This is a genomic window from Prevotella sp. AM23-5 (assembly GCF_003473645.1).
Classification (GTDB): Bacteria; Bacteroidota; Bacteroidia; order Bacteroidales; family Bacteroidaceae; genus Prevotella; species Prevotella copri_A.
In genome coordinates, this window is sequence record NZ_QUCG01000051.1 from 1 (window position 1) to 21,877 (window position 21,877).

20 protein-coding genes and 1 pseudogene are annotated in these 21,877 nt (G+C 42.9%); 10 read left to right on the forward strand and 11 right to left on the reverse strand.

The genetic code is table 11. The features are described 5' to 3' along the window. The 5 genes and pseudogenes from DW657_RS12150 to DW657_RS12170 all read right to left on the reverse strand — a co-directional run. Nucleotides 1–455: pseudogene (locus DW657_RS12150) on the reverse strand (hydrogenase maturation nickel metallochaperone HypA); the annotation flags it as partial. After that, nucleotides 452–877: a PcfK-like family protein gene (locus DW657_RS12155; protein ID WP_004312216.1), complete on the reverse strand. Its 426-nt coding sequence runs from the start codon at nucleotides 875–877 to the stop codon at nucleotides 452–454. The gene DW657_RS12155 and the pseudogene DW657_RS12150, both read right to left, overlap by 4 nt. A 23-nt stretch (nucleotides 878–900) precedes the next feature. Further along, nucleotides 901–1,140 carry a hypothetical protein gene (locus DW657_RS12160; protein ID WP_118312706.1) on the reverse strand — a complete coding sequence of 80 codons (240 nt, stop codon included), beginning with the start codon at nucleotides 1,138–1,140 and terminating at the stop codon, nucleotides 901–903. Between the two features lie 12 nt (nucleotides 1,141–1,152). After that, complete coding sequence (locus DW657_RS12165) at nucleotides 1,153–1,377, reverse strand: hypothetical protein (protein WP_118312707.1); 225 nt, start codon at nucleotides 1,375–1,377, stop codon at nucleotides 1,153–1,155. Between the two features lie 12 nt (nucleotides 1,378–1,389). After that, nucleotides 1,390–1,605 (reverse strand): hypothetical protein, encoded by a 216-nt coding sequence (locus DW657_RS12170; RefSeq protein WP_005823733.1) that lies wholly within the window; start codon nucleotides 1,603–1,605, stop codon nucleotides 1,390–1,392. 575 nt (nucleotides 1,606–2,180) lie between these two features. Here DW657_RS12170 and DW657_RS12180 point away from each other — a divergent pair. The 3 genes from DW657_RS12180 to DW657_RS18615 all read left to right on the forward strand — a co-directional run bounded on the left by DW657_RS12180 (nucleotide 2,181) and on the right by DW657_RS18615 (nucleotide 3,560). After that, entirely contained in the window at nucleotides 2,181–2,642 is a 462-nt protein-coding gene (locus tag DW657_RS12180; RefSeq protein WP_118312709.1) for a type VI secretion system amidase effector protein Tae4, read from the forward strand. 56 nt (nucleotides 2,643–2,698) lie between these two features. Next, nucleotides 2,699–3,181, forward strand: a complete 483-nt coding sequence (locus DW657_RS12185; RefSeq protein ID WP_158577367.1) for a WG repeat-containing protein — start codon at nucleotides 2,699–2,701, stop codon at nucleotides 3,179–3,181. Between the two features lie 250 nt (nucleotides 3,182–3,431). After that, nucleotides 3,432–3,560, forward strand: a complete 129-nt coding sequence (locus DW657_RS18615) for a hypothetical protein (protein WP_255415916.1) — start codon at nucleotides 3,432–3,434, stop codon at nucleotides 3,558–3,560. Nucleotides 3,561–4,264: 704 nt separating this feature from the next. Here the strand turns inward: DW657_RS18615 and DW657_RS12190 are convergent. Continuing rightward, nucleotides 4,265–5,182 (reverse strand): hypothetical protein, encoded by a 918-nt coding sequence (locus DW657_RS12190; RefSeq protein WP_118312711.1) that lies wholly within the window; start codon nucleotides 5,180–5,182, stop codon nucleotides 4,265–4,267. A 1,824-nt stretch (nucleotides 5,183–7,006) separates the two neighbouring features. Between DW657_RS12190 and DW657_RS12200 the strand changes: the two genes are divergently transcribed. Further along, nucleotides 7,007–7,273: a hypothetical protein gene (locus DW657_RS12200; protein WP_118312713.1), complete on the forward strand. Its 267-nt coding sequence runs from the start codon at nucleotides 7,007–7,009 to the stop codon at nucleotides 7,271–7,273. Nucleotides 7,274–7,430: 157 nt separating this feature from the next. Here DW657_RS12200 and DW657_RS12205 read toward each other — a convergent pair whose 3' ends face one another. After that, complete coding sequence (locus DW657_RS12205) at nucleotides 7,431–9,188, reverse strand: ATP-binding protein (RefSeq protein WP_118312714.1); 1,758 nt, start codon at nucleotides 9,186–9,188, stop codon at nucleotides 7,431–7,433. Nucleotides 9,189–9,741: 553 nt separating this feature from the next. Here DW657_RS12205 and DW657_RS12215 point away from each other — a divergent pair. Both DW657_RS12215 and DW657_RS12220 read left to right on the forward strand, forming a co-directional pair. Then, on the forward strand, nucleotides 9,742–10,197 hold the full coding sequence (locus tag DW657_RS12215) for a DUF6078 family protein (RefSeq protein ID WP_118312716.1): 456 nt from the start codon (nucleotides 9,742–9,744) through the stop codon (nucleotides 10,195–10,197). A gap of 262 nt (nucleotides 10,198–10,459) precedes the next feature. Continuing rightward, nucleotides 10,460–12,346: a VapE domain-containing protein gene (locus DW657_RS12220; RefSeq protein ID WP_118312717.1), complete on the forward strand. Its 1,887-nt coding sequence runs from the start codon at nucleotides 10,460–10,462 to the stop codon at nucleotides 12,344–12,346. Nucleotides 12,347–12,630: 284 nt separating this feature from the next. Here DW657_RS12220 and nhaD read toward each other — a convergent pair whose 3' ends face one another. Continuing rightward, a complete protein-coding gene (gene nhaD, locus DW657_RS12230; RefSeq protein ID WP_118312719.1) occupies nucleotides 12,631–14,001 on the reverse strand; it encodes a sodium:proton antiporter NhaD in 1,371 nt (456 codons plus the stop codon). Between the two features lie 372 nt (nucleotides 14,002–14,373). Between nhaD and DW657_RS12235 the strand changes: the two genes are divergently transcribed. Both DW657_RS12235 and DW657_RS12240 read left to right on the forward strand, forming a co-directional pair. Beyond that, nucleotides 14,374–15,510, forward strand: a complete 1,137-nt coding sequence (locus DW657_RS12235) for an ATP-binding protein (RefSeq protein WP_118312720.1) — start codon at nucleotides 14,374–14,376, stop codon at nucleotides 15,508–15,510. Nucleotides 15,511–15,565: 55 nt separating this feature from the next. Then, nucleotides 15,566–16,483, forward strand: coding sequence for a hypothetical protein (locus tag DW657_RS12240; protein WP_147381936.1), 918 nt, complete (start codon nucleotides 15,566–15,568; stop codon nucleotides 16,481–16,483). Nucleotides 16,484–16,514: 31 nt separating this feature from the next. Here the strand turns inward: DW657_RS12240 and DW657_RS17855 are convergent, their stop codons facing one another. Both DW657_RS17855 and DW657_RS12245 read right to left on the reverse strand, forming a co-directional pair. After that, nucleotides 16,515–16,655 carry a hypothetical protein gene (locus DW657_RS17855; protein ID WP_158577368.1) on the reverse strand — a complete coding sequence of 47 codons (141 nt, stop codon included), beginning with the start codon at nucleotides 16,653–16,655 and terminating at the stop codon, nucleotides 16,515–16,517. Next, nucleotides 16,645–16,962: a helix-turn-helix domain-containing protein gene (locus DW657_RS12245; RefSeq protein WP_006848442.1), complete on the reverse strand. Its 318-nt coding sequence runs from the start codon at nucleotides 16,960–16,962 to the stop codon at nucleotides 16,645–16,647. The genes DW657_RS17855 and DW657_RS12245 overlap by 11 nt, the downstream gene beginning before the upstream one ends. A 179-nt stretch (nucleotides 16,963–17,141) precedes the next feature. Here DW657_RS12245 and DW657_RS12250 point away from each other — a divergent pair, with 179 nt between their 5' ends. Both DW657_RS12250 and DW657_RS12255 read left to right on the forward strand, forming a co-directional pair. Further along, on the forward strand, nucleotides 17,142–19,958 hold the full coding sequence (locus DW657_RS12250; RefSeq protein WP_118312722.1) for a TonB-dependent receptor: 2,817 nt from the start codon (nucleotides 17,142–17,144) through the stop codon (nucleotides 19,956–19,958). 43 nt (nucleotides 19,959–20,001) lie between these two features. Next, complete coding sequence (locus DW657_RS12255; protein ID WP_118312723.1) at nucleotides 20,002–21,531, forward strand: hypothetical protein; 1,530 nt, start codon at nucleotides 20,002–20,004, stop codon at nucleotides 21,529–21,531. 142 nt (nucleotides 21,532–21,673) lie between these two features. On the opposite strand, the gene DW657_RS12260 is transcribed toward DW657_RS12255, so the two are convergent. Next, nucleotides 21,674–21,877, reverse strand: coding sequence for a hypothetical protein (locus DW657_RS12260; RefSeq protein WP_158577369.1), 204 nt, complete (start codon nucleotides 21,875–21,877; stop codon nucleotides 21,674–21,676).

The following is a 21,877-nucleotide window of genomic DNA, read 5'->3' on the forward strand; positions in this document are numbered from 1 at the left end:
TAGCAGAACGTGTCCATATAGATACCCATTGTGCGCTTGCGTGCCATAACCTCCACCTTGCCTTTTTCGTTCATCCAATAGCGTGCCACCTCCCAACAATAAATGTCTGCCTTTTGTCCCTTGCGGTAATAGGCTTTCATCTGAAATGCTCGCATAAGTTGTAGTCCCTTGCGCTCGGAGAGTACACTGAAATAGGTAGAAGACATTGCCTTCTGTCGCTTGGTGCGCTGCACTTCCAACTTTGCCTTACACTTCGGGCAGACACATTTGTCCGCATCCTCGTCCGTAGTCCAAGTGTGTCCGCAGTCCATGCAGGTGGTCTGTCCGTGCTTCAACTGAAAGGCATAGTGGTCAAGACACTCACGGAAAGCCCATTGCATTTGTGCTCCCTTGATAGGTCGTAACCCCTTGTTTGAGGTTACGACTTGCTTCTGATATTTCGTTCTTGGTTTCATAACGTGTCGAATAATGATGGTTGGTGTACTTCTGTTTCCGTTCTCTGTGAGGTGCGCTTGGCGGTATCTCTGTTACGCATCTTGTTCATCTGCTCTTGCTGATACTGGCGGATGGCTTCCTGTCTTGCCTGTGCCTTCTCCTCCTCTGTGAGTTCGATGTGGTGGTTGACAGACACTTGGCAGTTCAATGGTTTTCCTACCTCGATGTCCTTCTCCTCGTAGTAGTGGATGGCTTGCCCATATATCTCGTCATCGCAAAAGCCGTTGCAACCGCTCTTCTGTACCCAATTAAGGATATAGGTGACGCAATCGTCTATGTTCTTGTCGGGGTTGTCATACTTGGCTGCAAAGAGTTCGTCCTCCATTGCACGCTCCTCCAAATAGGCTTGTATGGTTCTCTTGAAATATTCCGTAGTGTTCATATCTGATGTTGTTAAAGGGGTTGTTACTCGTGATAGATGATGTCGCAGTCCTCAACTTCTGTAGGCAGTCCGAAGAACGGATAATGGCTGAAGTAAGGTTCTGTGCACATGTCCTCGTTGTATCTTGGACTTACTATCTCAATATTGTTCTTGCGTATGGCTTCGTCCACCATACGGATTTCCTCGTCAGTCAGTCCGCTTGCATCGCCATTGATGATGTAGCAGAGTGACCATGTAGGTATTGCTTCAATGCTTCTGTTCATATCGCTTGCTCATTAAATGGTTTGCTTGATTAGCTCAATCGTGTATTTAGGGTTCACCTCGTTGAAGATGAAGTCCACAAAATCACGTCTTGCGCCCTTGTTCAACTCTCGGTAGATGTCCTTGAATGATGTGATGTTACCATTGATGTATGTGTCCACCATATACTCAAAGATGTTATCCACCTCATAATATCTGCACTGCTGTGATGCTGTCTTTGAATGTCTTTTTGTTCCCATATTCTTGTATGCTTAAAGTGTCAATAACCAAATGAATGTTCCAATCAGTACCACCATAGAAAGAATGGAAATGATGATGCCGAAGATGAACTTCACAATTCCCAATATGACTTCACCGACCATGCAGAGAGCCATATATCCCAACCAAGCCACCAAAGTGATGAGGGTTGAGCCGACTGCGGAGAGTAATCTCCACCAAGTCTGTGTTATATTGATGTTTGTTGTCATATAGCCTTGAATTAAATTTATTTGCGGTTCCAGGAACTGAAGGGAAGTTCTCGTTTCTTCACCTTTTTGTCGCTCCCTTTTCCGACATTTTTTTTGCGTCTTCCTGTCGCATCGGTCGTTTCGTTTCAGGTGCCTTTCAAGGGCGGCGAGGCTGGAAATACAAGGTTTTTCGGAAAAATACTACCCAACGGTGTGGAGATTTTTTCGAAAACCGAAGGCTCGACCTTTTATTTCCAAAGCCCGCTGCCATACCTTTGCACCTGCACGATAACGATTGATGCCAAAAGGAAAGACCATGTGGAGGAAAGAAAATCAGAGCGGCAAATGAAAATAGAAACTTCACGGAAGTTTTTGGATTGTGCGATAAAAAATGGAACTGCGAGTTGTGGCTATAAAAGTTGTATTCAGTACTGATAGCTTAAAGTTGTTTAGACTGACACTTTGACATTATAAAATTTCCCAAATAAAATAGGCATGATGTTTGTATTTGATATTAATGAATTTTGAATGATACGACTCAGCCAACAGTCCCGGCTAAGCCGCATGGATTAAAAGGGACTTAAACGTAAGCGACAATGGCATTAACGTATAAAACATTAAGTTCAAATTTTGCTAAAGTAAAGGATAAAAGTGTTGCTCAATTAGGAACATTCATTGGTGGAAAAGTTGGAGAGAATATAAAATCTGAAGTGTTTAAAAACGGATGCGCTATCAGATTGTCATATGCTTTCAACTATTCAGGAGTACCAATATCACCATCCGATGGGGCCGTTTCTTCTGGTGCTGATAAAAAATGGTATCTCTATCGTGTGTCTGATATGAAGAAATTTATCATAAAACATATAGGAGGTACTCCTTTGAAAGGTTCTACTGCAAATAGCTTCAAAGGCAAACAAGGCGTTATCGTCTTTAATGATTGTAATTGGAGCGATTCCACCGGACATGTTGATTTGTTCAATGGTATACAATGTGAGTATAAAAAAGCTAACGATTATTTCAATAATTGCAATTCGGAGTTACTATATACTCTCAAGTAATTTTTTTGAGGGTGTCTCTTTCTATGAATAGACACCCTCCTTTAATATTATACCCTATGAAAAAGTTCCTTTTTATTTTTCTATCATGTTTACTTTTCCAACAGCTGACAGCTCAGACCATTGTAAAATTTGACCATGGTAATAACATTATATATAAAAACTTACAAGGAAAAACTATTGTAAAGAATAAAAAATATACAATAGCATTTACTGATACGATTTCATCTATCGGCTTTGTCGGCACGAGAAAAGGTGAAATAGTTTGTATTAATAATGCAGGTAAAGAACTATTTGAAGTATATAAGATTGACAATGGTCCAGATTATGTCAGTGATGGCTTGTTCAGAATTGTAGGAAAAAATAGCAAAATAGGTTTTGCTGATACATGTGGAGCTATTGTTATTCCACCCGTTTTTTCGTATGCTACACCTTTTCACAATGGAGAGGCTAAAGTTTCTTTTGGCGGCAAGAATGAAAAACAAGGAGAATACCAATCATGGAAAAGCAACCTTTGGTTTTTGATAAAGAAGTCCAAATAGTTTTTAAAAGCATTGGATATGTTTTTTAACAGAACTAACAAAAGTAGCAGAATATTTCCAAAGCCAGCTGTCATACCTTTGCACCTGCACGATAACGGTTGATGCCAAAAGGAAAGACCATGTGGAGGAAAGAAAATCAGAGCGGCAAATGAAAATAGAAACTTCACGGAAGTTTTTGGACTGCACGATTATCGCATACTCATTTCTTAGAAATGGATACAATTACTGTCTTGCAAATGTTTTTAGGAAAATGGAAATCGCATACAAGAATGGCACAGCCTTCAGAGAAATTCCAATGAAAGAAGAGTATGGCTTGTCCATGCTTCTTGCATCGGGTTTTCTCCAAGGCTGTGCAGCCAAGCATGAAAGTGGTCGTTGAGGTTTACATCAATGACTTCTTTCTTGCGGTGGAGTATGCAAACAAAATGGTACGGCAAATCAAGGAATGGTGTTTCTTTTGATCGGTTAGCCTGCAACCGACAAAAAGAAGCACTTTTCCTCATGCCGTACTACTGAGACATGAAAGGGTGGTGTGCCACTGTTTCATGTCGTTTGGATTGTGCGATAAAAATGGGACTGCGAGTTGTGGCTATAAAAGTCAGCCGTTGTCAGCACGGCAAACAAAGAAAAGTCCTTGGCAGTATAGTCTTGAAGTATTTCAAGGCATACCGCCAAGGATTTTTCTTGCCGTGCCATAGTCGGAGGAAGTTAGTCTGAGGTATGAGGACTGTCTTTCTTCGACGACGGCTGACTTTTATACAAAACACACGAAAGGATGAGAATATGCAAACAAAAATAGACCATTCAAAACAGGAACCCTTACCACATATGTTTGAATGGATTGAAATGGGAATAGCAAAGAATAGAGAAGAATATGGTTAATAAAAACAGATTTATCCAAGTAAAAAATCGAGGATAAAAAATCTTAAAACATTCTTTATCCCCGATTAAATATCGTACCTTTGCAACCGAAAGAGTTCTTTGGATGGTTATGCAAATCACAGCAGGATGCTACATTCTGTTTATTTCTAATTCGTAACCTCTTCTTTTTATGAGATAAAAACTTATCTCATTCTCAATCACTTATAAAAAATACGTACTTTCCAATCCAGAAATTATCGGTTTACCAGTTGGTAAAGGATTTCCATTCTCATCCACATTTGCATTTAGATAGATGTTTTGGATACTATTCCAATCAATACTCCAGTTTTGAATTTCAAAATTTCCATATCCGTCTACAATAGCAGCCAAGTCTCCGTCAGGCTTCGAGTATGTTCCTTCTGCCATTATTGTTGGATGACTAACAGACATATGATATATATCAACATTCGGATATTTTTTCATATCTACACACTGCAAAATTCTGTCGTATATATTATTAGGTACACGAGAATCCGTAAACAAGAAATAAAAACGCTTCTTGTCAAAAACACTTCCATTATATGCCTCTTTATATGGTTCTGCTACAACATATATATCATGGCCTTTTTTCAACCATTTGCCAAAAACATCTTTCAAATATGGATCATTAACATGACTTTTTGCAACAGTTGGTTCATAATACTCTCCATCTGTCAACAACACACCTTCAGAATTTCCTTCAACAATATTTTCAGCTGCCGTCAAAATATCTGCATAATTAGTTTCTTGAATACTACTAAGCAGGGTAAACACCTTCCCAGTTTCCTTCTTTATGGAATCACCTTTTATTGAATAAAAGTTCTTTGTTGCAGCCGTCAAAGAAGGTATCATATCTGAAAAAAATGGAGAAGTTTTCAAAGCTTGCGCCATACAAGTTGAATAATCTACATACAAAGATAGATTATCTGAAGTCAACCAATTTTCATTACTTTCAAAGTTTATTTCTTGAAATTCGGAAAGGTATTTAACATCATTAGGTGTTTCTATTTTCCCACAAGAACAAGAGCAAATCATTCCTATCCCCACAACAAGCGTTGCCATGGACAAAACATTCAGACCTTTTGTCAACCATTTATTCATCGTATTAATAACACTTTGCGACCTGCTTGCTCCCTATTTACAAGTCTGATTAGTTTATCGGTTAATACGAACATAAAAAAAGCGTGGGAACCGCCTGTCGTCTGTCCCACTGATAGAGGCCTTCGCATTGCCCGATACTGCTGAACAGACAACGTTAGAGCCCACGCCGATATGATATACGCCACCACATGGAGTATCTTACCTATTATTATAGGTATACAATACTCCATTGGCTGTGATATAATCACACCCGTAGACACCTACCGTTGCTAAGTCCATGACAGTATCTGAAAGTTGCGAAGTTTCTATCAGTCGTGAACAAAGCGCCAAGTATGCGCCTTATATATGTCGTGTCTCTTTCCCACCCTACTCTCCTCTATCATAAAGCTAAAGCAAATATGAAAAGGCTCGGCGTGGTTCGAGACTTTTGCTGCGATTTTCATGTTTTTACACATTTCTATCGCTAACTGCCTACAAAATTATAGAAAAAAAACGAAACAACAAAACTTTTATCGAAAAATGTTTCGAAAAAAGTTGTGTGAGGGGACACAAATGGGAAGAAGAAGTAGTCTTACTTGGCTAGGAGCTTTAGATTTTGGGGAATGTTTCCACATACTTTCCTCATATTCCACACCATCTGCTTTTGGCACACAAAACATAAACACCTGATAATCAACTCATATTATTTTTCATGTTTTTTTGGGCACGCAGATTGTGACATGAATAGCGGGTTCGATAATGAATCCACAAAAAAGGAAGTAAGTAACATTAAACAGAAGTTGGCACTCCTATCAAGCCACAGGCTACTACTGAGGATTCAACACAGCAGGAGACAACTCAGCAGCAGCAGGAGGCTACAGAGACTGAGCAGCAGACAAATGCTGAATAAGAATTCACAAGGGCTCTGTAGAGTTCAAATGAATTCATTTTGCAGACGACATATTAGAATAATAAGAAAAGCATAGAATCCTGCTGGCAGTGATGCCAGCAGGATTCTGCGCTTTTTGATACAGAAGCATACACATGGATTTCTAAAGAGCAAGCCAAAAGTTTAATTTTATTAAACATTCCCAGTTTTTGACATTTGTGTCATTTTTCGGGAATGAACACACGAAAAGCCATTGACATCTTACTTTCTGGGGCTTACGTTACGAGATTTTGAATGCAAAAGCCCACAAAGAAGCCGACTTATTCCCGATTTTTGTCATTAATGACACTTTTCGGGAATAAAATTCTTTTTTTCCGATAAATAGCGTACCTTTGCATTCCCGAAAGTTGACACTAATGACACTTTTCGGGAACGACTATGATTATAAAAAGAGATTATTAATTTGCAATGCCTGATGATGCAAAAAGAGAGCAAGAATGCGCTTCATTAAAAAGAATCGACGATTCCTTTAAGAAGATAATCATAATGCGCGATGACATAAAACTATATCATGACAACAATGGCTTTTATATTGTTGGGGTAATGGATTTCTTGCTAAAGCCAGATTTGATGGAACAATTATAGAAATCGGAGAAAGAATCCATTCGTTATGAGTGGACTCTTTCTTTTGATAATCATAGCTTACCTATTATTATATGGTTGGGTACCTTACATTCCCCAACTTTTCGGGGAATGTTTCCACATACTTTCCTCATTTTCCCCACCATCTATTTTTGGTATACAAAGCATAATCATCTGATAATCAACTCATATCATTTTACCCTTCTTTTTGGCACGCAGATTGTGACTATGAATAGCGGGTTCGACAATGAATCCACAAAGAAAGTAAGAAAGTAAGTAACATTAAATAGTAATAATTAAAAAAATATACGATTATGAAGAAGTTTATGTTTGCAGCTATCGCAGCTTTGGTTATGGTTTCAGTAAGCAACGTTTTTGCATCAAGCAGAATGGTAGGTAACGCAGAGGTAGCACCAGTTGATACCGTGGCTCCAGATGCTCCTTCAGATACAACAGAAGTTGGCACTCCTATCCAGCCACAGGCTACCACTGAGGATTCTATCCAGCAGGAGAATACCCAGCAGGAGACAACTCTGCAGCAGGAAGCTACAGAGACTGAGCAGCAGACAAATGCAGAATAAGAGTTCACAAGAGTTCTATTAAGTAAAATTGAATTCATTTTGCAGACGACATATTTAAGAGAATTAATAGGGAAAGCGTAGAATCCTGCTGGCAGTGATGCCAGCAGGATTCTACGCTTTAAAAATTATTGAAAATATCCATAAAAGAATGCTACAATCAACACACCACTTCCTCCATTCTCACCAACTTGCCAGCGACAAACTGCATGATGATTTTATGGAGCGTTGTACCTTGGCGCAGAGCCTCAACCCTTGGAGCCATGGCATATCGCCTGACTTGTCCCTCTGCCTCTTGCCATTGTACTTCTGCCTTGGAAAGTTTGCCATCCTCAGGCTTTGCCTCATAATCTTTCTTCGACAACACCTTCAGTTCCAATATATAACTATGTTTGGTTGCATAATGGGTAAGGTTTGGCAAAAGAAAAAAGTCACAATAACCATGATTCAATTCTAGCTCAGGAGCGGTATAATAGTAATTGTTCAAATTCAGATATGCCATGAAGAAACCTTGAAGATTGCGCTCCGACTCGATACCGTCACGAACAGATGAGACGTCCTCATACGCCTTTGCCATTGCCTCCAAAGCATCACGCCACTTCCCCTCAAGAGCCATGTAAGTAAACAGTATCTTCATCTGAGTTAAGTCCACAAACTTTTCCTCCTGGTATTGCTCCAACAAATAGCCATAATACTGCTTACGAACATTATTGTTTGGAATACCCAATATCAGCATATCACCGAAAGTATCCTTTATGGTAAGCATACCATAATAGAACAGCAGACTGGTGAATGTTTGAGGATTAGTCAACCTACTGGCTGGGAATGTATTTTCCAAGCTTGTTACTATCTGCCCCGTCTCGGCTATCGTGCGAATAATGCCTTTGCGATTGCCATCCAACTTATCCAGCAGAAGAAGTTTCTTCATTTTGTTGTAGTCTGTCATCGTGTTTGGATCTATCATCTGCTTTGGAGCCTCGCCTCTATCCATGTAGTTCCGGAGATAGTAGATTACCATATCACAATTGAACACTTTACTCTGATTTTTCAAGGCATCCTCAGAAAAACAATAATTGTCGTACCAAGGTTTCATCTCGTCTATCATCACCTCGATATCACTTGTTGCAGGAATTCCTCCCACCTCTTTATAATAAGCAAACATCTTGCGTACTTCTTCCAAAGAAAAGCCTAACATCTGATTGAACTCCGGCTTGGTAGAGATATGCCAGCCAATATTGAATCCACTTGTCACATCGTCCAAGGTAACAGGACTGACACCAGTGATAAAAATACGCTCAAACATACCCTTGAACTTCTTGAAGACATCACGATAAAAGCCATCGGCATGGGTGATTGCCCAATATACCTTCTCACCCTGTTCATTGAGCACGGTATTGGTGAAATTGTCATATTCATCGATTATCAGATAGAGAGGAATGCTCTTGGTCGCAGTCTCATCTTGAAGCAAAGCTAATTTCTCCGTAGCGGAATCCGACTTATAGAACTTCTCCTTAAAATCTTCCAGATAAGAGTCTTGGTAAATTCGCATGAAGCCATCCAATTTGACACGCAAATACATATCGAAGTTTTCCTCCAACTTATCAATACTACCGCCTACATACGAGAAATCAAGGTGAAGAACCTGATACTTTCCCTGTAAAGGAGTAGGATGCTTGCCAACCCATAAATCACCGAAAAGAGTTTGGAATTTCTCTTTCTTGCTACAATCATAATAAGCATGGAGCATACTCAAGAATATGCTCTTACCGAACCGACGTGGACGAATGAAGATGATGTTGCTTGGCTGGTTTTCCAACAAAGGCAAATACATCGTCTTATCCACATAATATTGATTTTGTTCAATAACAGCCTCAAAGTCATTGATACCGTAAGGCAAACGTTTCACATTCTGCTTCATAATTGCTCCTTTTCTAGTTGAGTAAGTGGTTACGACAGAAATCTATCAGATATAGCCAATATCATGCTTCATTCAGTCTCAGGCACACTATTTTGTGCAAAGATAGACAAAAAGTACGAACCTCGCAAGAGATTTCGTACTTTTTATATGTTTTTGGGTGCCATTTATGAGTAAGCTACGTTTTTGCATCAAGCAGAATGGTAGGTAACGCAAAGGATTCATCACGCGCATACGCATAGATATTTTTCTCGTAAAAAGTATCAAAGTCTCATTATTTATATAAAAAATAATGTTATATATCTAGTTCTCAGATTATTCTATCGAATGAGACTTCTCAGAAAATGACGAAAGAAGTATCATGGAAGTATCATCAATTCTTGGAAATGTATCATAAAAATGCTAATAAGAAGCAGAAAAATGCTGTCAAGAAGCTAAAATGTACTACTAAAATACAGAAAAAAGCTACAAAAACATATAAAAAATCCTTGTTTTCAGGCAATAAATATCCATTTTTCTCGTTATAATAGAAATTTTTACTAAAAACATAGCAACTATGGATGAAAAGGAACTTTTGAAAAAGGCTTTCGAATACGGAAACGTTCCTAGCCTCATCACCTACTGCTTCACCGAACCATGTCCGATGAAAGACAAGTGTATCCACTATCTATCCGGTCTCTACAAAAACGAGAAGACTGATAGAGGAGATGCCATCTTCCCAAATGCTCTGAAAGATGGAAAATGCAAATACTTCGCTCCGCTGCGTGTCGTGAAAATGGCATGGGGATTCGACAAACTATTTGCCGAAATGAAAGTGAAAGATGGACCAGCATTGCGCGCCGAAATGAGAAGCTACCTCGGTAGCAAAGGACAATACTACCGATACAAACTGGGACAACTGAAACTCCTCCCGGAACAGCAGAAATATATCAAACAGCTCTTCGCCAGATACGGATATAAAGACGTTGAGTTCGAACACTTCTCTGAAGAGATTGACTTCACAAACATCTAATCTTTCCAAGAATTTATTGTTCTACTTTTTCAGTTCATCAGATGTTCCCTCTGTGCCCATTAGCTGATCCTACCATGCCCGTTACACGGGCATCCACAGCCCACCAAGCGGGCATCCACAGAACAAGTGCTGGGCAACAAGTGCCCATAAGGCGGGCAATGAGTGCCCAAACTTCGGGGCTTGTTTTGGGCAACGGAATTAATAATTGATAATGTACAATTGATAATTTACAGTTAACACTTAACCATTAACCAGAAATACAATGAAGGTAACTATCGTACATACAAATAATAAAAACCAGCTTCTCGTAAGTACCAAGACGATGGAGAAGCTGATGGAACGATTCGCAAGAGATGATAGCAAACTGACTATCACCCACTTCCGCGAAAGCGTTCCGTATCTTAGCAACAACTATGAAGGCTACAAGGATATGCCGAAATGGATGCACATCTATCCCGCTGCAGAATTCGCCAAAGACGAAAACAACAACCTGAAGATGAAGGCTTTCAACGGAATCCTGCTGCTGAAATTTGGCAACATTACCGATGTGGATGGTGTGGAGGGTATTAAGCGCTCGGTAGCCATTCTGCCTTCTACCCTTGCCGCCATCACAGGTGCCGACGGAAAGACTGTTATCGTTCTGATAAAATTCCAGGGCGAAAATGATTCCCTGCCTACATCTGAAACGGATGCCGAGCATCTCTATCGCATCGCTTACCAGCAGATTTTCCCTATATATCAGGCTATTGTCAAGGCTTCGATTCTTGTAGATGGTCCGAAACCTTCTATCGAGGCTGGCTCTACCCTATCCCAAGAGCCTTCGATTCACAACAGTTTCATGATGACGATCGATGCGGAGCCTTATTTCAACAGCAAGGCGGTGGCGATGAAGATTGATAGCCATGCACGTTCTCAAAGCCCAGCTCCCAACACGGATAATCATCAGCAGACAAATCCTGACTTCAGGGCTCCGGAAGAAGGAAAGAAAGTTGACAAGAACAGTATTCGCGAGAATATCGTGAACATGATGCAGCTGCTGGAAAGCAGATATGATTTCAGATACAACACGGTGATGAAATTCGTGGAATACATGCCGAAGGAGAAAGGTTGGTATGGTTTCCAACCTGTGGATCCTAGAGTGCAGAAGCGTATGACGCTGGAGGTGCAGCTAGCTGATATCCGGGTGAGCATCAAGGATGTACGTAATTTCCTGGAGTCAGATTATATCAAAAATTATAATCCGATAGATGAATATCTCTTCCAGTGCTACGACAAATGGGATGGAAAGGATCATATCCGTGCCTTGGCCCGCACGGTGCCTACCGCCAATCCTCACTGGGCAGACTGGTTTTACACCTGGTTCCTAGGCATGGTGGACCAGTGGCGCGGCTATTCCCATCGCCAATACGGCAACTCGGTGGCTCCGCTTCTCATTTCCAAACAGGGTTACAACAAGAGTACTTTCTGTCGGCGACTGCTACCGCCGGAACTGCAGTGGGGGTATAGTGACAATCTTATTCTGTCGGAAAAGCGTCAGGTTTATCAGGCGATGGCGCAGTTTATGGTTATCAATCTCGATGAGTTCAACCAAATTTCGCCACAGGTGCAGCAGGGATTTCTGAAGAATCTCATCCAGTTGCCTACGCTGAAATACAAGCCTCCGTATGGCAGTCATGTCATGGAATTTCCTCGTCTCGCCTCGTTCATCGCCACGAGCAACATGAAGGATATTCTCTCCGATCCATCCGGAAACCGAAGATTCATCGGTGTGGAACTGACGGGGCCTATCGACGTGAGTGTTCGCCCGAACTACCAGCAGCTTTTTGCCCAGGCACTTTCTGCCTTGAACAATGGCGAAAAGAGTTATTTCGATGCGCAGCAGGTGAAGCTGATTATGAAGAGCAACAGCCAGTTTGAGATAATCCAGCCGATAGATCAGTATTTCCTGCTCTATTTTGAATTGGTTGAGGATGAGAAAGAGGGTGAATATCTTACTGCCGCCGAAATTTTCGACTATCTGAAGAAGCAGATTGGTTCATCGCTCAAGGTGAACAGTTTGATGGGATTCGGCAGAAAACTGGCGAATATGAGTGAGTTGAAACACAAGAGATTTGCAGATGGAATGAAGTATCTCGTAAAGAAAAAGTGAAATAATGATACTTCTATGAGACATTAATGAGACTTCTCGGCACCAAAACCGAGAAGTCTCATTCTTTTTATCTTATTATCTACCAAGTCTTTAAGCCGACATTTCCAATAAAAAAATGAGACTTTGAGACTTTTTTTCTCAAAAAACTTTTTCACGTAAGAAAGAAAGCTTTTGCCCTTACAGGGCGACAGGCTTGCATCCATCATTACCCAGGGTGTTGCCCTGGGCTAAGAGCTTCTGCCCTTTCAGGGCGTGTGGAGCCTACATCAGAAAACACTTACTCTTTAGATAGCATAAAGGAAGGTGCGGATGAACCAGTAGCAAACGATACCTGCGATGTAACCTACGAAAGCAATCCAGGAGATGTGCTTCATATACCAGCCGAAGGTAATCTTCTCCAAGCCCATTACTACCACACCAGCGGCACTACCGATAATCAGCATTGAACCACCGACACCGGCACAGTAGGCGAGCAACTGCCAGAAGATGCCATCCACAGCCATATCGCCAGCGGCTGCCACAGGATACATTCCCATACATCCGGCTACCAGAGGCACATTGTCAACAATACTTGAAAGCACACCGATGATACCAGTTACGAGGTAGTGGTTGCCATCGAATACGACGTTTAAGCCCTGACCTAAAGCTGTCAATACGCCAATCTCAGCCAAGCAAGATACTGCCATCAGGATACCAAGGAAGAAGAGGATGGTACTCATATCCACACGAGAAAGCAACTTGGTTACTCGCTTCTGAGTGCCCTCGGCATCAGCTCCACGATGCAAACCGCGATAGAAGACTTCGGTAGCAGTCCAGAGAACGCCCAATACCAGGAGGATTCCTACGAATGGAGGCAAGTGGGTGATACCCTTGAAGATAGGAACGAAGATCAAACCGCCTACTCCCAACCAGAACACAGCCTTGCGCTGACCTTCGGTGAAATCGCTGACCGATGCATTCTGCTGGTCAGAAACCTCAGGCATCACGAGTTCGCCCTTCAACATGGTCTGAAGGATGAGGGCAGGAATCACCATGGAAACCACAGACGGGATGAAGATTTCGGCGATAACGCCGGCAGCAGTAATCAATCCCTTGTTCCAGAGCATGATGGTGGTAACGTCGCCGATTGGTGAGAAGGCACCACCCGAATTGGCTGCGATGATGACGAGGGATGCATAAACCATGCGATCCTTGTGGTCGGTGACGAGCTTTCGGAGAATCATGATCATCACGATACTGGTGGTCAGATTGTCGAGGATTGCAGAGAGGAAGAAGGTAAGGATAGCGATACGCCAGAGGAGCGCACGCTTCGACTTGGTCTTCATCACCTTGCGAACCCAGTTGAATCCGCCGTTCTGGTCAACGATTTCCACGATGGTCATCGCACCCATCAGGAAGAAGAGTGTTGTGGCGGTATCGCCCAGATGTTCCTGGATGATTCCAGTCACCTTCTCCACCATTCCAGCAGCACCGCCTGTATAGTCAGGGTGCATCAACTGGAGATACTGCATTGGATCCACCATGTAGAGGGTCCAACAACCTACCAACATCAACAGGGCTATCGCAGCCTTGTTAACCTTTGTCAAGCTTTCGGTAGCTATGAGAGCATAACCGAGCACGAAAACGACAATAATAGAAATTGTAAGTGTAGTCATTACTTCTTATTTATTATTAGATATTCTTTTTTTCCTTTATGTATGATTTGGCACGTACAATTGTCAAACGGTTGCAAAGATACAAAAAGAAAAGCAATAACCACCCTTTTCTATATTATATTTATATGAAATCGTTTACTTACTTACGGTTTTAACCTGATAATAACCGATTTCGACCAGTATGGTTGAGGCATTTCGTTGTTTAGCACATGCTTGTTGAATTTGGGGAACCCGAAAATGACATCAGTATAACTAGTAAAAAGTTAATTAGTAATAAAGTTCTTACTAATATATCTCTTACCTAAAAGATTATTATTACCTTTGCATTACATAAAATATGTAACATAAAACATGGAATAGATATAAAACGTTATGGAACAGCTGAATAACCCATTTGTTATCTACGGATATAAGGGAGCAGAATACTTCTGCGACCGCAAAAAAGAGACGGAAGTCATCATGAAGGCTTTGCAGAATGAGCGTAACATCGTGCTCATCTCTCCTCGACGCATCGGAAAGACGGGACTCATACACCATGTCTTTGAGAACATCAGCAAGCAGGAGCCTGAAACGCATTGTTTCTATCTCGACATCAATGCCACAAGAAATCTGAGCCAATTCATCCAATTATTGGCAAAGACGGTTATCGGGAAGGTTGATACTTTCTCGCAAACTGCCATGCGCAAGATTACCACCTTCTTTGCTGGCTACAAGCCTACGATGTCGTTTGATGAGATGACGGGAATCCCTACGTTCTCGATTACGGTTTCGCCAAGCCAGCGCGAGGAATCTCTCAAACATATCTTCGAGTATCTGAAACAATCGGAGAAACGAATCTATATTGCCATCGATGAATTCCAGCAGATAGCCGAATATCCCGAAGATGGCACAGAGGCCCTGCTACGCTCCTATATCCAGTTTTTACCGAATGTATATTTCATCTTTGCAGGCAGTAAGCAGCACATGATGACCGATATGTTCCTGTCGGCAAAGCGACCATTCTATCAGAGTTCGCAAATTCTCAATCTTCCTCTCATCAACCAGGATGAGTATCATCGTTTTGCCAACAGATGGATGGGAACCCAGAATCTGACCATGGATTCAGATACCTTTGCCTATCTATATAATAAGGTGGATGGTCAAACCTGGTATATCCAGGATATTCTGAACCGACTCTATCAGAACGGAAAGGAAATTACGACAGCGGAAATTGATGATGTAACCCTAGAATTGGTGAACGAGCAGGAAGTGGCATTCGTGAATTACTACGATTCCCTTACTGACAATCAGGCAGCCCTTCTATCTGCCATTGCCCAGGACAAGGCTGTCACCTCCATTCTTTCGCAGGATTTCATCAGCCGCCACAACTTGCCTGCTGCCAGCAGCGTGAGTCTTGCTCTCAAGACTCTGATCAATAGAGAATTCATCTACAAGTACAATGGCAGCTATATCATCTACGACCGCTTCTTCGGGATGTGGTTGAGGAAGAACTGCGCAACCTCCCTGTAGAAGCAACAGCTCATATAAACACATCATTAAGTATTCTTTTTAAAGCATCGTCAATATGAAACATCATCATTATATGAAATATCTGTTTGTGCTTCTCCTCTTCCTTCCTACCAGTCTCATGGCACAGAACAAGGAAGAGAAGATGCCTGGACATATCACAAAAATACAGAAACTGGAGGATGTGAACGTAACAGGGACTCGTCCTCACTTCATCAGACTTAAGGGATATTATCGCAGTTACCAGACCAACGACTCTGTAATGAAATACTTCAACGACGGCATCGTGGAGTATTACATCAACCTGAAGAATGGAAAGACGGATCTCAATGCCTATTCCAAAAGAAATCTTCACAACAGCCGACTCGTTTCCGAAGACAAAAAGCGAGCATTCATGGTCAGCGACAAAGGAACCTTCCGACCTTGGCCGGAAGAGAAGACACTTATTGAGCAATATCGAAAGAAATATCAGCTGAAAGATTCTCTGGGTACTCAACTCATTCAGTTTAATCAGCAGACAATAGGCAGTATTCAAACGGACAGCACCCGGAACATCTGTCAGATAGAAATCAACCAGCTTCCTACCTACAAGAATCTGACGCACCAGCTTTTCGGTTATACCCAAACAGATATCTACGACCATGTAGTGGAAACCTATCAGATAAGTCCTGAAGATTACTATTCCTTCAAGGACCTGCTCTTCCAGAAATCTGACAACAGCTATCTTTTCTCTCACAAGAAAGACAAGCAGCAGCAACTCATCCATGTGATTACCGAGCTATATATCACGGAAAAGGAGTATGTAGAAAAGAAGCAATCCATCAAACCGGATTCTTCTACTCCCAAAGAATCAGCTGCCGCCATTACCGATTTCTGCATCAGAAACAAGATACCTTCCTTGCCTGAAGCAACAGAGCAGGAGATGCAGCAGTTGACTCCCTATAATCCTGCAAACATGAAAGAAATAAAGGAGTAAGGGGGCTAAAAATATTGCCTGATGAAATCGCTTACTTACGGATTTCTTCCAAAACCCGTTCTATTTTGCGTATCCAGTGCTCATCGATTTCCACTTTTTCGGCATAAGACTTGAAGTTCATCACCACGTCTGAAATGTGAATCAGGATTACCTGCACAACATTATCTTTCATGTCTTACCCTTTCCTTCTTTTCATTCATTTTCTTCACTTGGCTAGGCAGCATTGGCAGTGGTGGCAAGAGTTTCTCTGCTTCCTGCAGAAATCCGATGCTCCTCAACAGAGAAAGAATAGTGCCAAAGCCTATGTTCTTAGCTTCGCCTTTTTCAAACTGGCTAATGGTGAAAATGCTCACACCAGCCTTTACAGCCACCTCTTTCTGAGTGAGATTGCTGAACAGACGATATTGCTTGAATCGTCCTCCCAATTCTGATATAATCTCAGAATTAGACTTTGCCTCTATACCATATTCCGTAATCATGCTGCAAATATAGTTATTTCTTTATTTATCTCCAAATATAGGGTTAAATATTTAAATATCTTTAGTTATTCCACCCGTAATATCTTTGTCGCAGCTTCGTCAATGCCTTTCAACCTCATTGCAACCCCTGTGTAATATAACCACCGTACCTTTGCAACCGAAATCAAACGATATAGGTTATGAATGCTAAAAGGGGAATTATTGTATTAGGATTGCTCTCGGCGGCTAGCATGCCAACGTGGGCGCAACAGATTAAGGGTGTGGTTATCGACCAGAAATCGAAAGAGACACTCATCGGTGCAGTCATCACTGTGGATGGAACCAACGTGAAGGCTATCACCAACATCGACGGAAACTTCCAGATCGATGGATTGGATAAAGACAAGAAATATACACTATATATAAATTATGTAGGATATAAGACCCAAAAAATTGACGGGGTTCAGGCGAAGGACGCAGACCAGGTGATTGCGCTGCAACCTGATGAACAGCAACTGAAGGAGGTGACCGTTACCGCAGTGGAAAGGCGTAATACGGATGCGGCAATGATACAGGTGGCCAAAAACAGTCCCGTCATCGTGAGCAATGTTTCGGCACAGGAAATATCTCGTACTCAGGATACGAATGCGGGTGAGGTGATACGCCGAGTGCCAGGCGTGAGCCTCATCGACGATAAATTCGTGATGGTTCGCGGATTGTCACAGCGCTACAACAATGTGTGGGTGAACGGAGGAGCAGTGCCTAGCTCGGAGGCTGATTCCAGGGCATTCTCCTTCGATATCATCCCAAGTTCGCAGATTGACAACCTCACCATCGTGAAGTCGCCAACGGCTGAATATCCCGCTGATTACTCAGGCGGTTTCATCATCGTCAACACCAAGGAGATTCCGGCAGAAAACAGTTTCAATATCGCCGTGGGCGGAAACTGGAACACATCTTCTGCCTTCAAGGACTTTTCTTACTCAAAAGGTTCCGGAACAGATTTCCTGGGTTTCGACAATGGACTGAGAAACCTGAATGGGGACATCCATGCTGACTTGAATCCACAGCTCGATGCCAACGGAAAACCGGTGGGCGATTATGCTACTTCGCTCCTGGGCAACGGATTCAACAATGATTGGCTCATCAAGAACAAGAAGCCTTTGGGCGACTTGAAACTGTCAGCCAGCCTCAACCGCCGCTGGATGCTCGGTGGAAGAACACTCGGCATGCTCGCTGCCTTGAACTATACCAACGAATACCGCACCTACGAGAACATGGAGAACAACCTCTATGGCATCTATGATGCGGCAAACGACAAGCCGAACTATCTTCGTCACTCTGTTGACGACCAGTATAATAATAACGTGAGACTCGGAGCTATGCTCAACTTCACCTTCCTTTCCAAGGACGGCAACCACAAGTATCAGCTCAAGAACATCTTCAACCAGTTGGCTACCAGCCGATATACCTGGCGTGATGGCGTGAGCGCCCAGTCGAATTTGGAGCGAAGCGCAGAGTATTACTACCGCAGTCGAACAACATATAACGGTCAGCTTACCGGCAAGCACACCTTCACTAGCGACGCCCTTGACTGGAGCATCGGGTATGCGTATGCCAACCGTCATTTGCCTGACCGTCGTAGATACCTCATCGACGATGCTCTTGAATCGGGCGTTTATGCCCTGAGCACCGGCAACGACATATCCCGCGAGTGGACTCAGCTCGACGAACACATTCTCTCTCTTGGTGTAAATGACAAGCACCACTTCAAGTTTGGCAACTTTGAGCCAGACTTGCAAGTGGGTGCCTATGGGGAGTATCGCAGCCGAGAATACCAGACCCGCAACTTCATCTACAACTGGAATGTTTCAGCTAACAACATGCCATCCGGCTTCCGCCACAGCCATATCCCTACCCTGCTCTCCAGCGAGGCAAACATGGGTTACGACAAGCTGTATCTTCTGGAGGAAAAGCAGATGCGCAATAACTACCGCGGACACAACACCTTAGGCGCCGGATACCTGGCGATGTCTCTCCCCTTTGGCAAACTCGGCATCCACGCCGGTGTCCGCTTCGAGCATAATGATATGGAACTCATCTCCAATTCCCGTGACTACGAGAAGAGTGAATCGAGCCGTCATTACAAGACCGATGATGTATTTCCATCTCTCAATACAACATATAAGATTAGCGACCAGCATCAGGTGCGACTGTCGTATGGCCGCAGTATTAACCGACCGGAATTCCGTGAAGTATCGTCGTCGGTGTATTACGACTTCGACCTTGCCAGTAATGTGCAGGGAAACACTGAGTTGAAGAACTGTTATGTCGATAACCTCGACCTGCGATATGAGTGGTATCCATCCCGTGGAGAGCTCATTTCGCTAGCAGTCTTCTACAAGCACTTCGATTCTCCTATCGAGTGGACCTACACGGTGGCAGGTGGCACAGACTTGATTTATTCCTACAAGAATGCGAAGAGTGCCAACAACTACGGTGTGGAGCTGGATATCAGAAAGAATCTCGGTTTCATAGGATTGAAGGATTTCAGCTGGTCGTTTAATGGTGCCCTCATCAAGAGCAAGGTGCAGTTTGAGAAGGGTTCGAAAGAGGAAAACAGACCGATGCAGGGTCAGTCGCCATACCTTATCAATACCGGTATCTTCTATAAAAACGAGCCATTGAAGATGGATATCGCCCTGCTCTACAACCGCATAGGCAAGCGAATCATCGGTGTGGGCAGAAGCGAAGGAAGCACAGGCGATGACTCCAATTCCCGAGTGCCTCACAGCTACGAGATGCCTCGCAACACCATCGACTTCTCGCTGGCAAAGAAATTCGGCAATCATCTGGAGCTGAAGCTCAACGTAAGAGATCTTCTTGCAGAAAAGATATATTACAAGCAGTTTGCTGATGTAACGTATAGCGACGGAAGCAGGAAGCAGGTGGAAGAGATTTCAAGATGCTACAAGCCGGGCAGAAACATCGGTTTGCAGGCAATCTATAAATTTTAAATAATAAGAATAATTAGATGTTTGTTTAATAAAACAGGAAACAATGATGAACAAGATGTATTTTTTAGGATGCATGGGCATCCTCGCAGCATCTGCCATGTTGAGCAGCTGCAGCAGTGACAATGACGATCCAACTCCTTCTCCAAATCCAGGACCAGAAGTAGTTTACAAGTGGACAACCAATGGCGGCTTGAAGGCTTGCGACCACATTCTCTTCGGAACTGATGACAAGGAAAACGCCAGCGGTACACAGATTGGCAACGGCGACCAGGAGTTCGTCTTCACAGGCAAGCAGACTTTAAAGAAAGGCACTTATCTCCTCAAAGGATGGGTATATATTGCAGAAGGTGCTGAGCTTACCATCGAACCGGGAACTATCATCAAGGGCGACAAGCAGACCAAGGCAGCACTCATCGCAGAGCGTGGCGGCAAGCTCATCGCCAAGGGTACAGCCACAGAGCCTATCGTCTTTACATCTGAAGAGGCTGCCGGTAGCAGAAAGCCTGGCGACTGGGGCGGCATCATTCTCTGCGGTAAGGCAAAGAACAACCAGACTGAGCAGCAGATAGAGGGTGGTCCTCGTACCAAGCATGGTGGCGCAGATGATGCAGATAATTCTGGTACTTTAAGCTATGTACGCATCGAGTTTGCCGGTTATCCATTCCAGAAGGATAAGGAGATTAATGGTTTGACCTTCGGTTCTGTAGGTTCCGGCACACAGATAGACCACGTTCAGGTATCTTATTCCAATGATGATTCCTTCGAGTGGTTTGGTGGTACCGTGAACTGCAAGTATCTCGTAGCCTACAAGGGCTGGGATGATGATTTCGATACCGATAACGGTTTCTCTGGAAAGGTGCAGTATGGTCTTTCACTGCGTGATAGCAAGATAGCCGATACCTCTCAGAGCAACGGTTTCGAGAGCGACAACTGCGCCGATGGTGCTACCGTGGACCCTCGTACCAAGGCAACCTTCTCTAACATCACCTTCGTAGGTCCTAAGGTATTGGATGATAAGTTCCAGAACACCACAGACTATATCACTGCCGGTGCCTACAATCCAAACAACGGTTCAGCCCTCGGCAAGTTCCAGGCAGCCATGCAGATTCGCCGTTCTTCTAACCTCAACTGCATCAACTCGGTAGCCTTAGGCTGGCCTATCGGTTTGATTATCGATGGTGAGAAGGGAAATACCGTAAAGGATGCCAAAGATGGCAAATTCAAGCTTCAGAATGTATATTTCGCTGATATGGATGCCGTTGGCACTGATGCCAACAAGAAGTATGAGGATTACCTCTACGATGCAGCCAACAAGAAGGATCTCGACAAGAACCAGAAGTCATACAGCAACACCTTCTTCTTTGCAGAGCCAAGCAACAAGTATTTTGATTCATGGACCTCATTGGTTGGTGCAGATGGCTATACTCCTATCGCAGGAAGCCCATTGCTCGGTGCCGCAAGTTTCGCCGGCTGGACAGGTTTCGACACAGTAACCTACATCGGAGCCTTCGATGGCAGCAACAACTGGATGAGCGGTTGGACCAACTTCGATCCTCAGAATGCGAAGTACTAAAGAAGAATAGCTAATTTCTATTTTGACTATAAGGTTTTCTTTTATTGGAGCATGGCGCAGTGATTTGCGCCATGCTTTTTTTGTTGGGTATTATGGAGGGAAAGAGATTGTATCACTTATGACATAACCTCTTTGGTTATTACTAGCAAAGCTCCTCCGTCAAGTAACGAGAGGCCAAAGCTTCTATATCTATCCTGTCTGATTTTTGAATTTCTTCAATAACAGCATCTGTGCATTCATCGTTCATTACTACACCAATTGCTTCGCTAGGAGTAAGGTTACATTCTTTTGCTATATAACAAGCAATTTCACCTAATACGTTTTCATAATTATACTTATTCCCCAT

Excerpts from the sequence above, each read along its gene's own strand:
- DW657_RS12160 (WP_118312706.1), bottom strand. The coding sequence starts at position 1,140 with ATGAACAGAAGCATTGAAGCAATACCTACATGGTCACTCTGCTACATC.
- DW657_RS12220 (WP_118312717.1), top strand. The coding sequence starts at position 10,460 with ATGAAGGTAACTATCGTACATACAAATAATAAAAACCAGCTTCTCGTA.
- DW657_RS12200 (WP_118312713.1), top strand. The coding sequence starts at position 7,007 with ATGAAGAAGTTTATGTTTGCAGCTATCGCAGCTTTGGTTATGGTTTCA.
- DW657_RS12250 (WP_118312722.1), top strand. The coding sequence starts at position 17,142 with ATGAATGCTAAAAGGGGAATTATTGTATTAGGATTGCTCTCGGCGGCT.
- DW657_RS12215 (WP_118312716.1), top strand. The coding sequence starts at position 9,742 with ATGGATGAAAAGGAACTTTTGAAAAAGGCTTTCGAATACGGAAACGTT.
- DW657_RS12170 (WP_005823733.1), bottom strand. The coding sequence starts at position 1,605 with ATGACAACAAACATCAATATAACACAGACTTGGTGGAGATTACTCTCC.
- DW657_RS12180 (WP_118312709.1), top strand. The coding sequence starts at position 2,181 with ATGGCATTAACGTATAAAACATTAAGTTCAAATTTTGCTAAAGTAAAG.
- DW657_RS12190 (WP_118312711.1), bottom strand. The coding sequence starts at position 5,182 with ATGAATAAATGGTTGACAAAAGGTCTGAATGTTTTGTCCATGGCAACG.
- DW657_RS18615 (WP_255415916.1), top strand. The coding sequence starts at position 3,432 with ATGGAAATCGCATACAAGAATGGCACAGCCTTCAGAGAAATTCCAATG.
- DW657_RS12155 (WP_004312216.1), bottom strand. The coding sequence starts at position 877 with ATGAACACTACGGAATATTTCAAGAGAACCATACAAGCCTATTTGGAG.
- DW657_RS12260 (WP_158577369.1), bottom strand. The coding sequence starts at position 21,877 with ATGGGGAATAAGTATAATTATGAAAACGTATTAGGTGAAATTGCTTGT.
- DW657_RS12165 (WP_118312707.1), bottom strand. The coding sequence starts at position 1,377 with ATGGGAACAAAAAGACATTCAAAGACAGCATCACAGCAGTGCAGATAT.
- DW657_RS12240 (WP_147381936.1), top strand. The coding sequence starts at position 15,566 with ATGAAACATCATCATTATATGAAATATCTGTTTGTGCTTCTCCTCTTC.
- nhaD (WP_118312719.1), bottom strand. The coding sequence starts at position 14,001 with ATGACTACACTTACAATTTCTATTATTGTCGTTTTCGTGCTCGGTTAT.
- DW657_RS12185 (WP_158577367.1), top strand. The coding sequence starts at position 2,699 with ATGAAAAAGTTCCTTTTTATTTTTCTATCATGTTTACTTTTCCAACAG.
- DW657_RS12255 (WP_118312723.1), top strand. The coding sequence starts at position 20,002 with ATGATGAACAAGATGTATTTTTTAGGATGCATGGGCATCCTCGCAGCA.
- DW657_RS12245 (WP_006848442.1), bottom strand. The coding sequence starts at position 16,962 with ATGATTACGGAATATGGTATAGAGGCAAAGTCTAATTCTGAGATTATA.
- DW657_RS12235 (WP_118312720.1), top strand. The coding sequence starts at position 14,374 with ATGGAACAGCTGAATAACCCATTTGTTATCTACGGATATAAGGGAGCA.
- DW657_RS12205 (WP_118312714.1), bottom strand. The coding sequence starts at position 9,188 with ATGAAGCAGAATGTGAAACGTTTGCCTTACGGTATCAATGACTTTGAG.
- DW657_RS17855 (WP_158577368.1), bottom strand. The coding sequence starts at position 16,655 with ATGAAAGATAATGTTGTGCAGGTAATCCTGATTCACATTTCAGACGTG.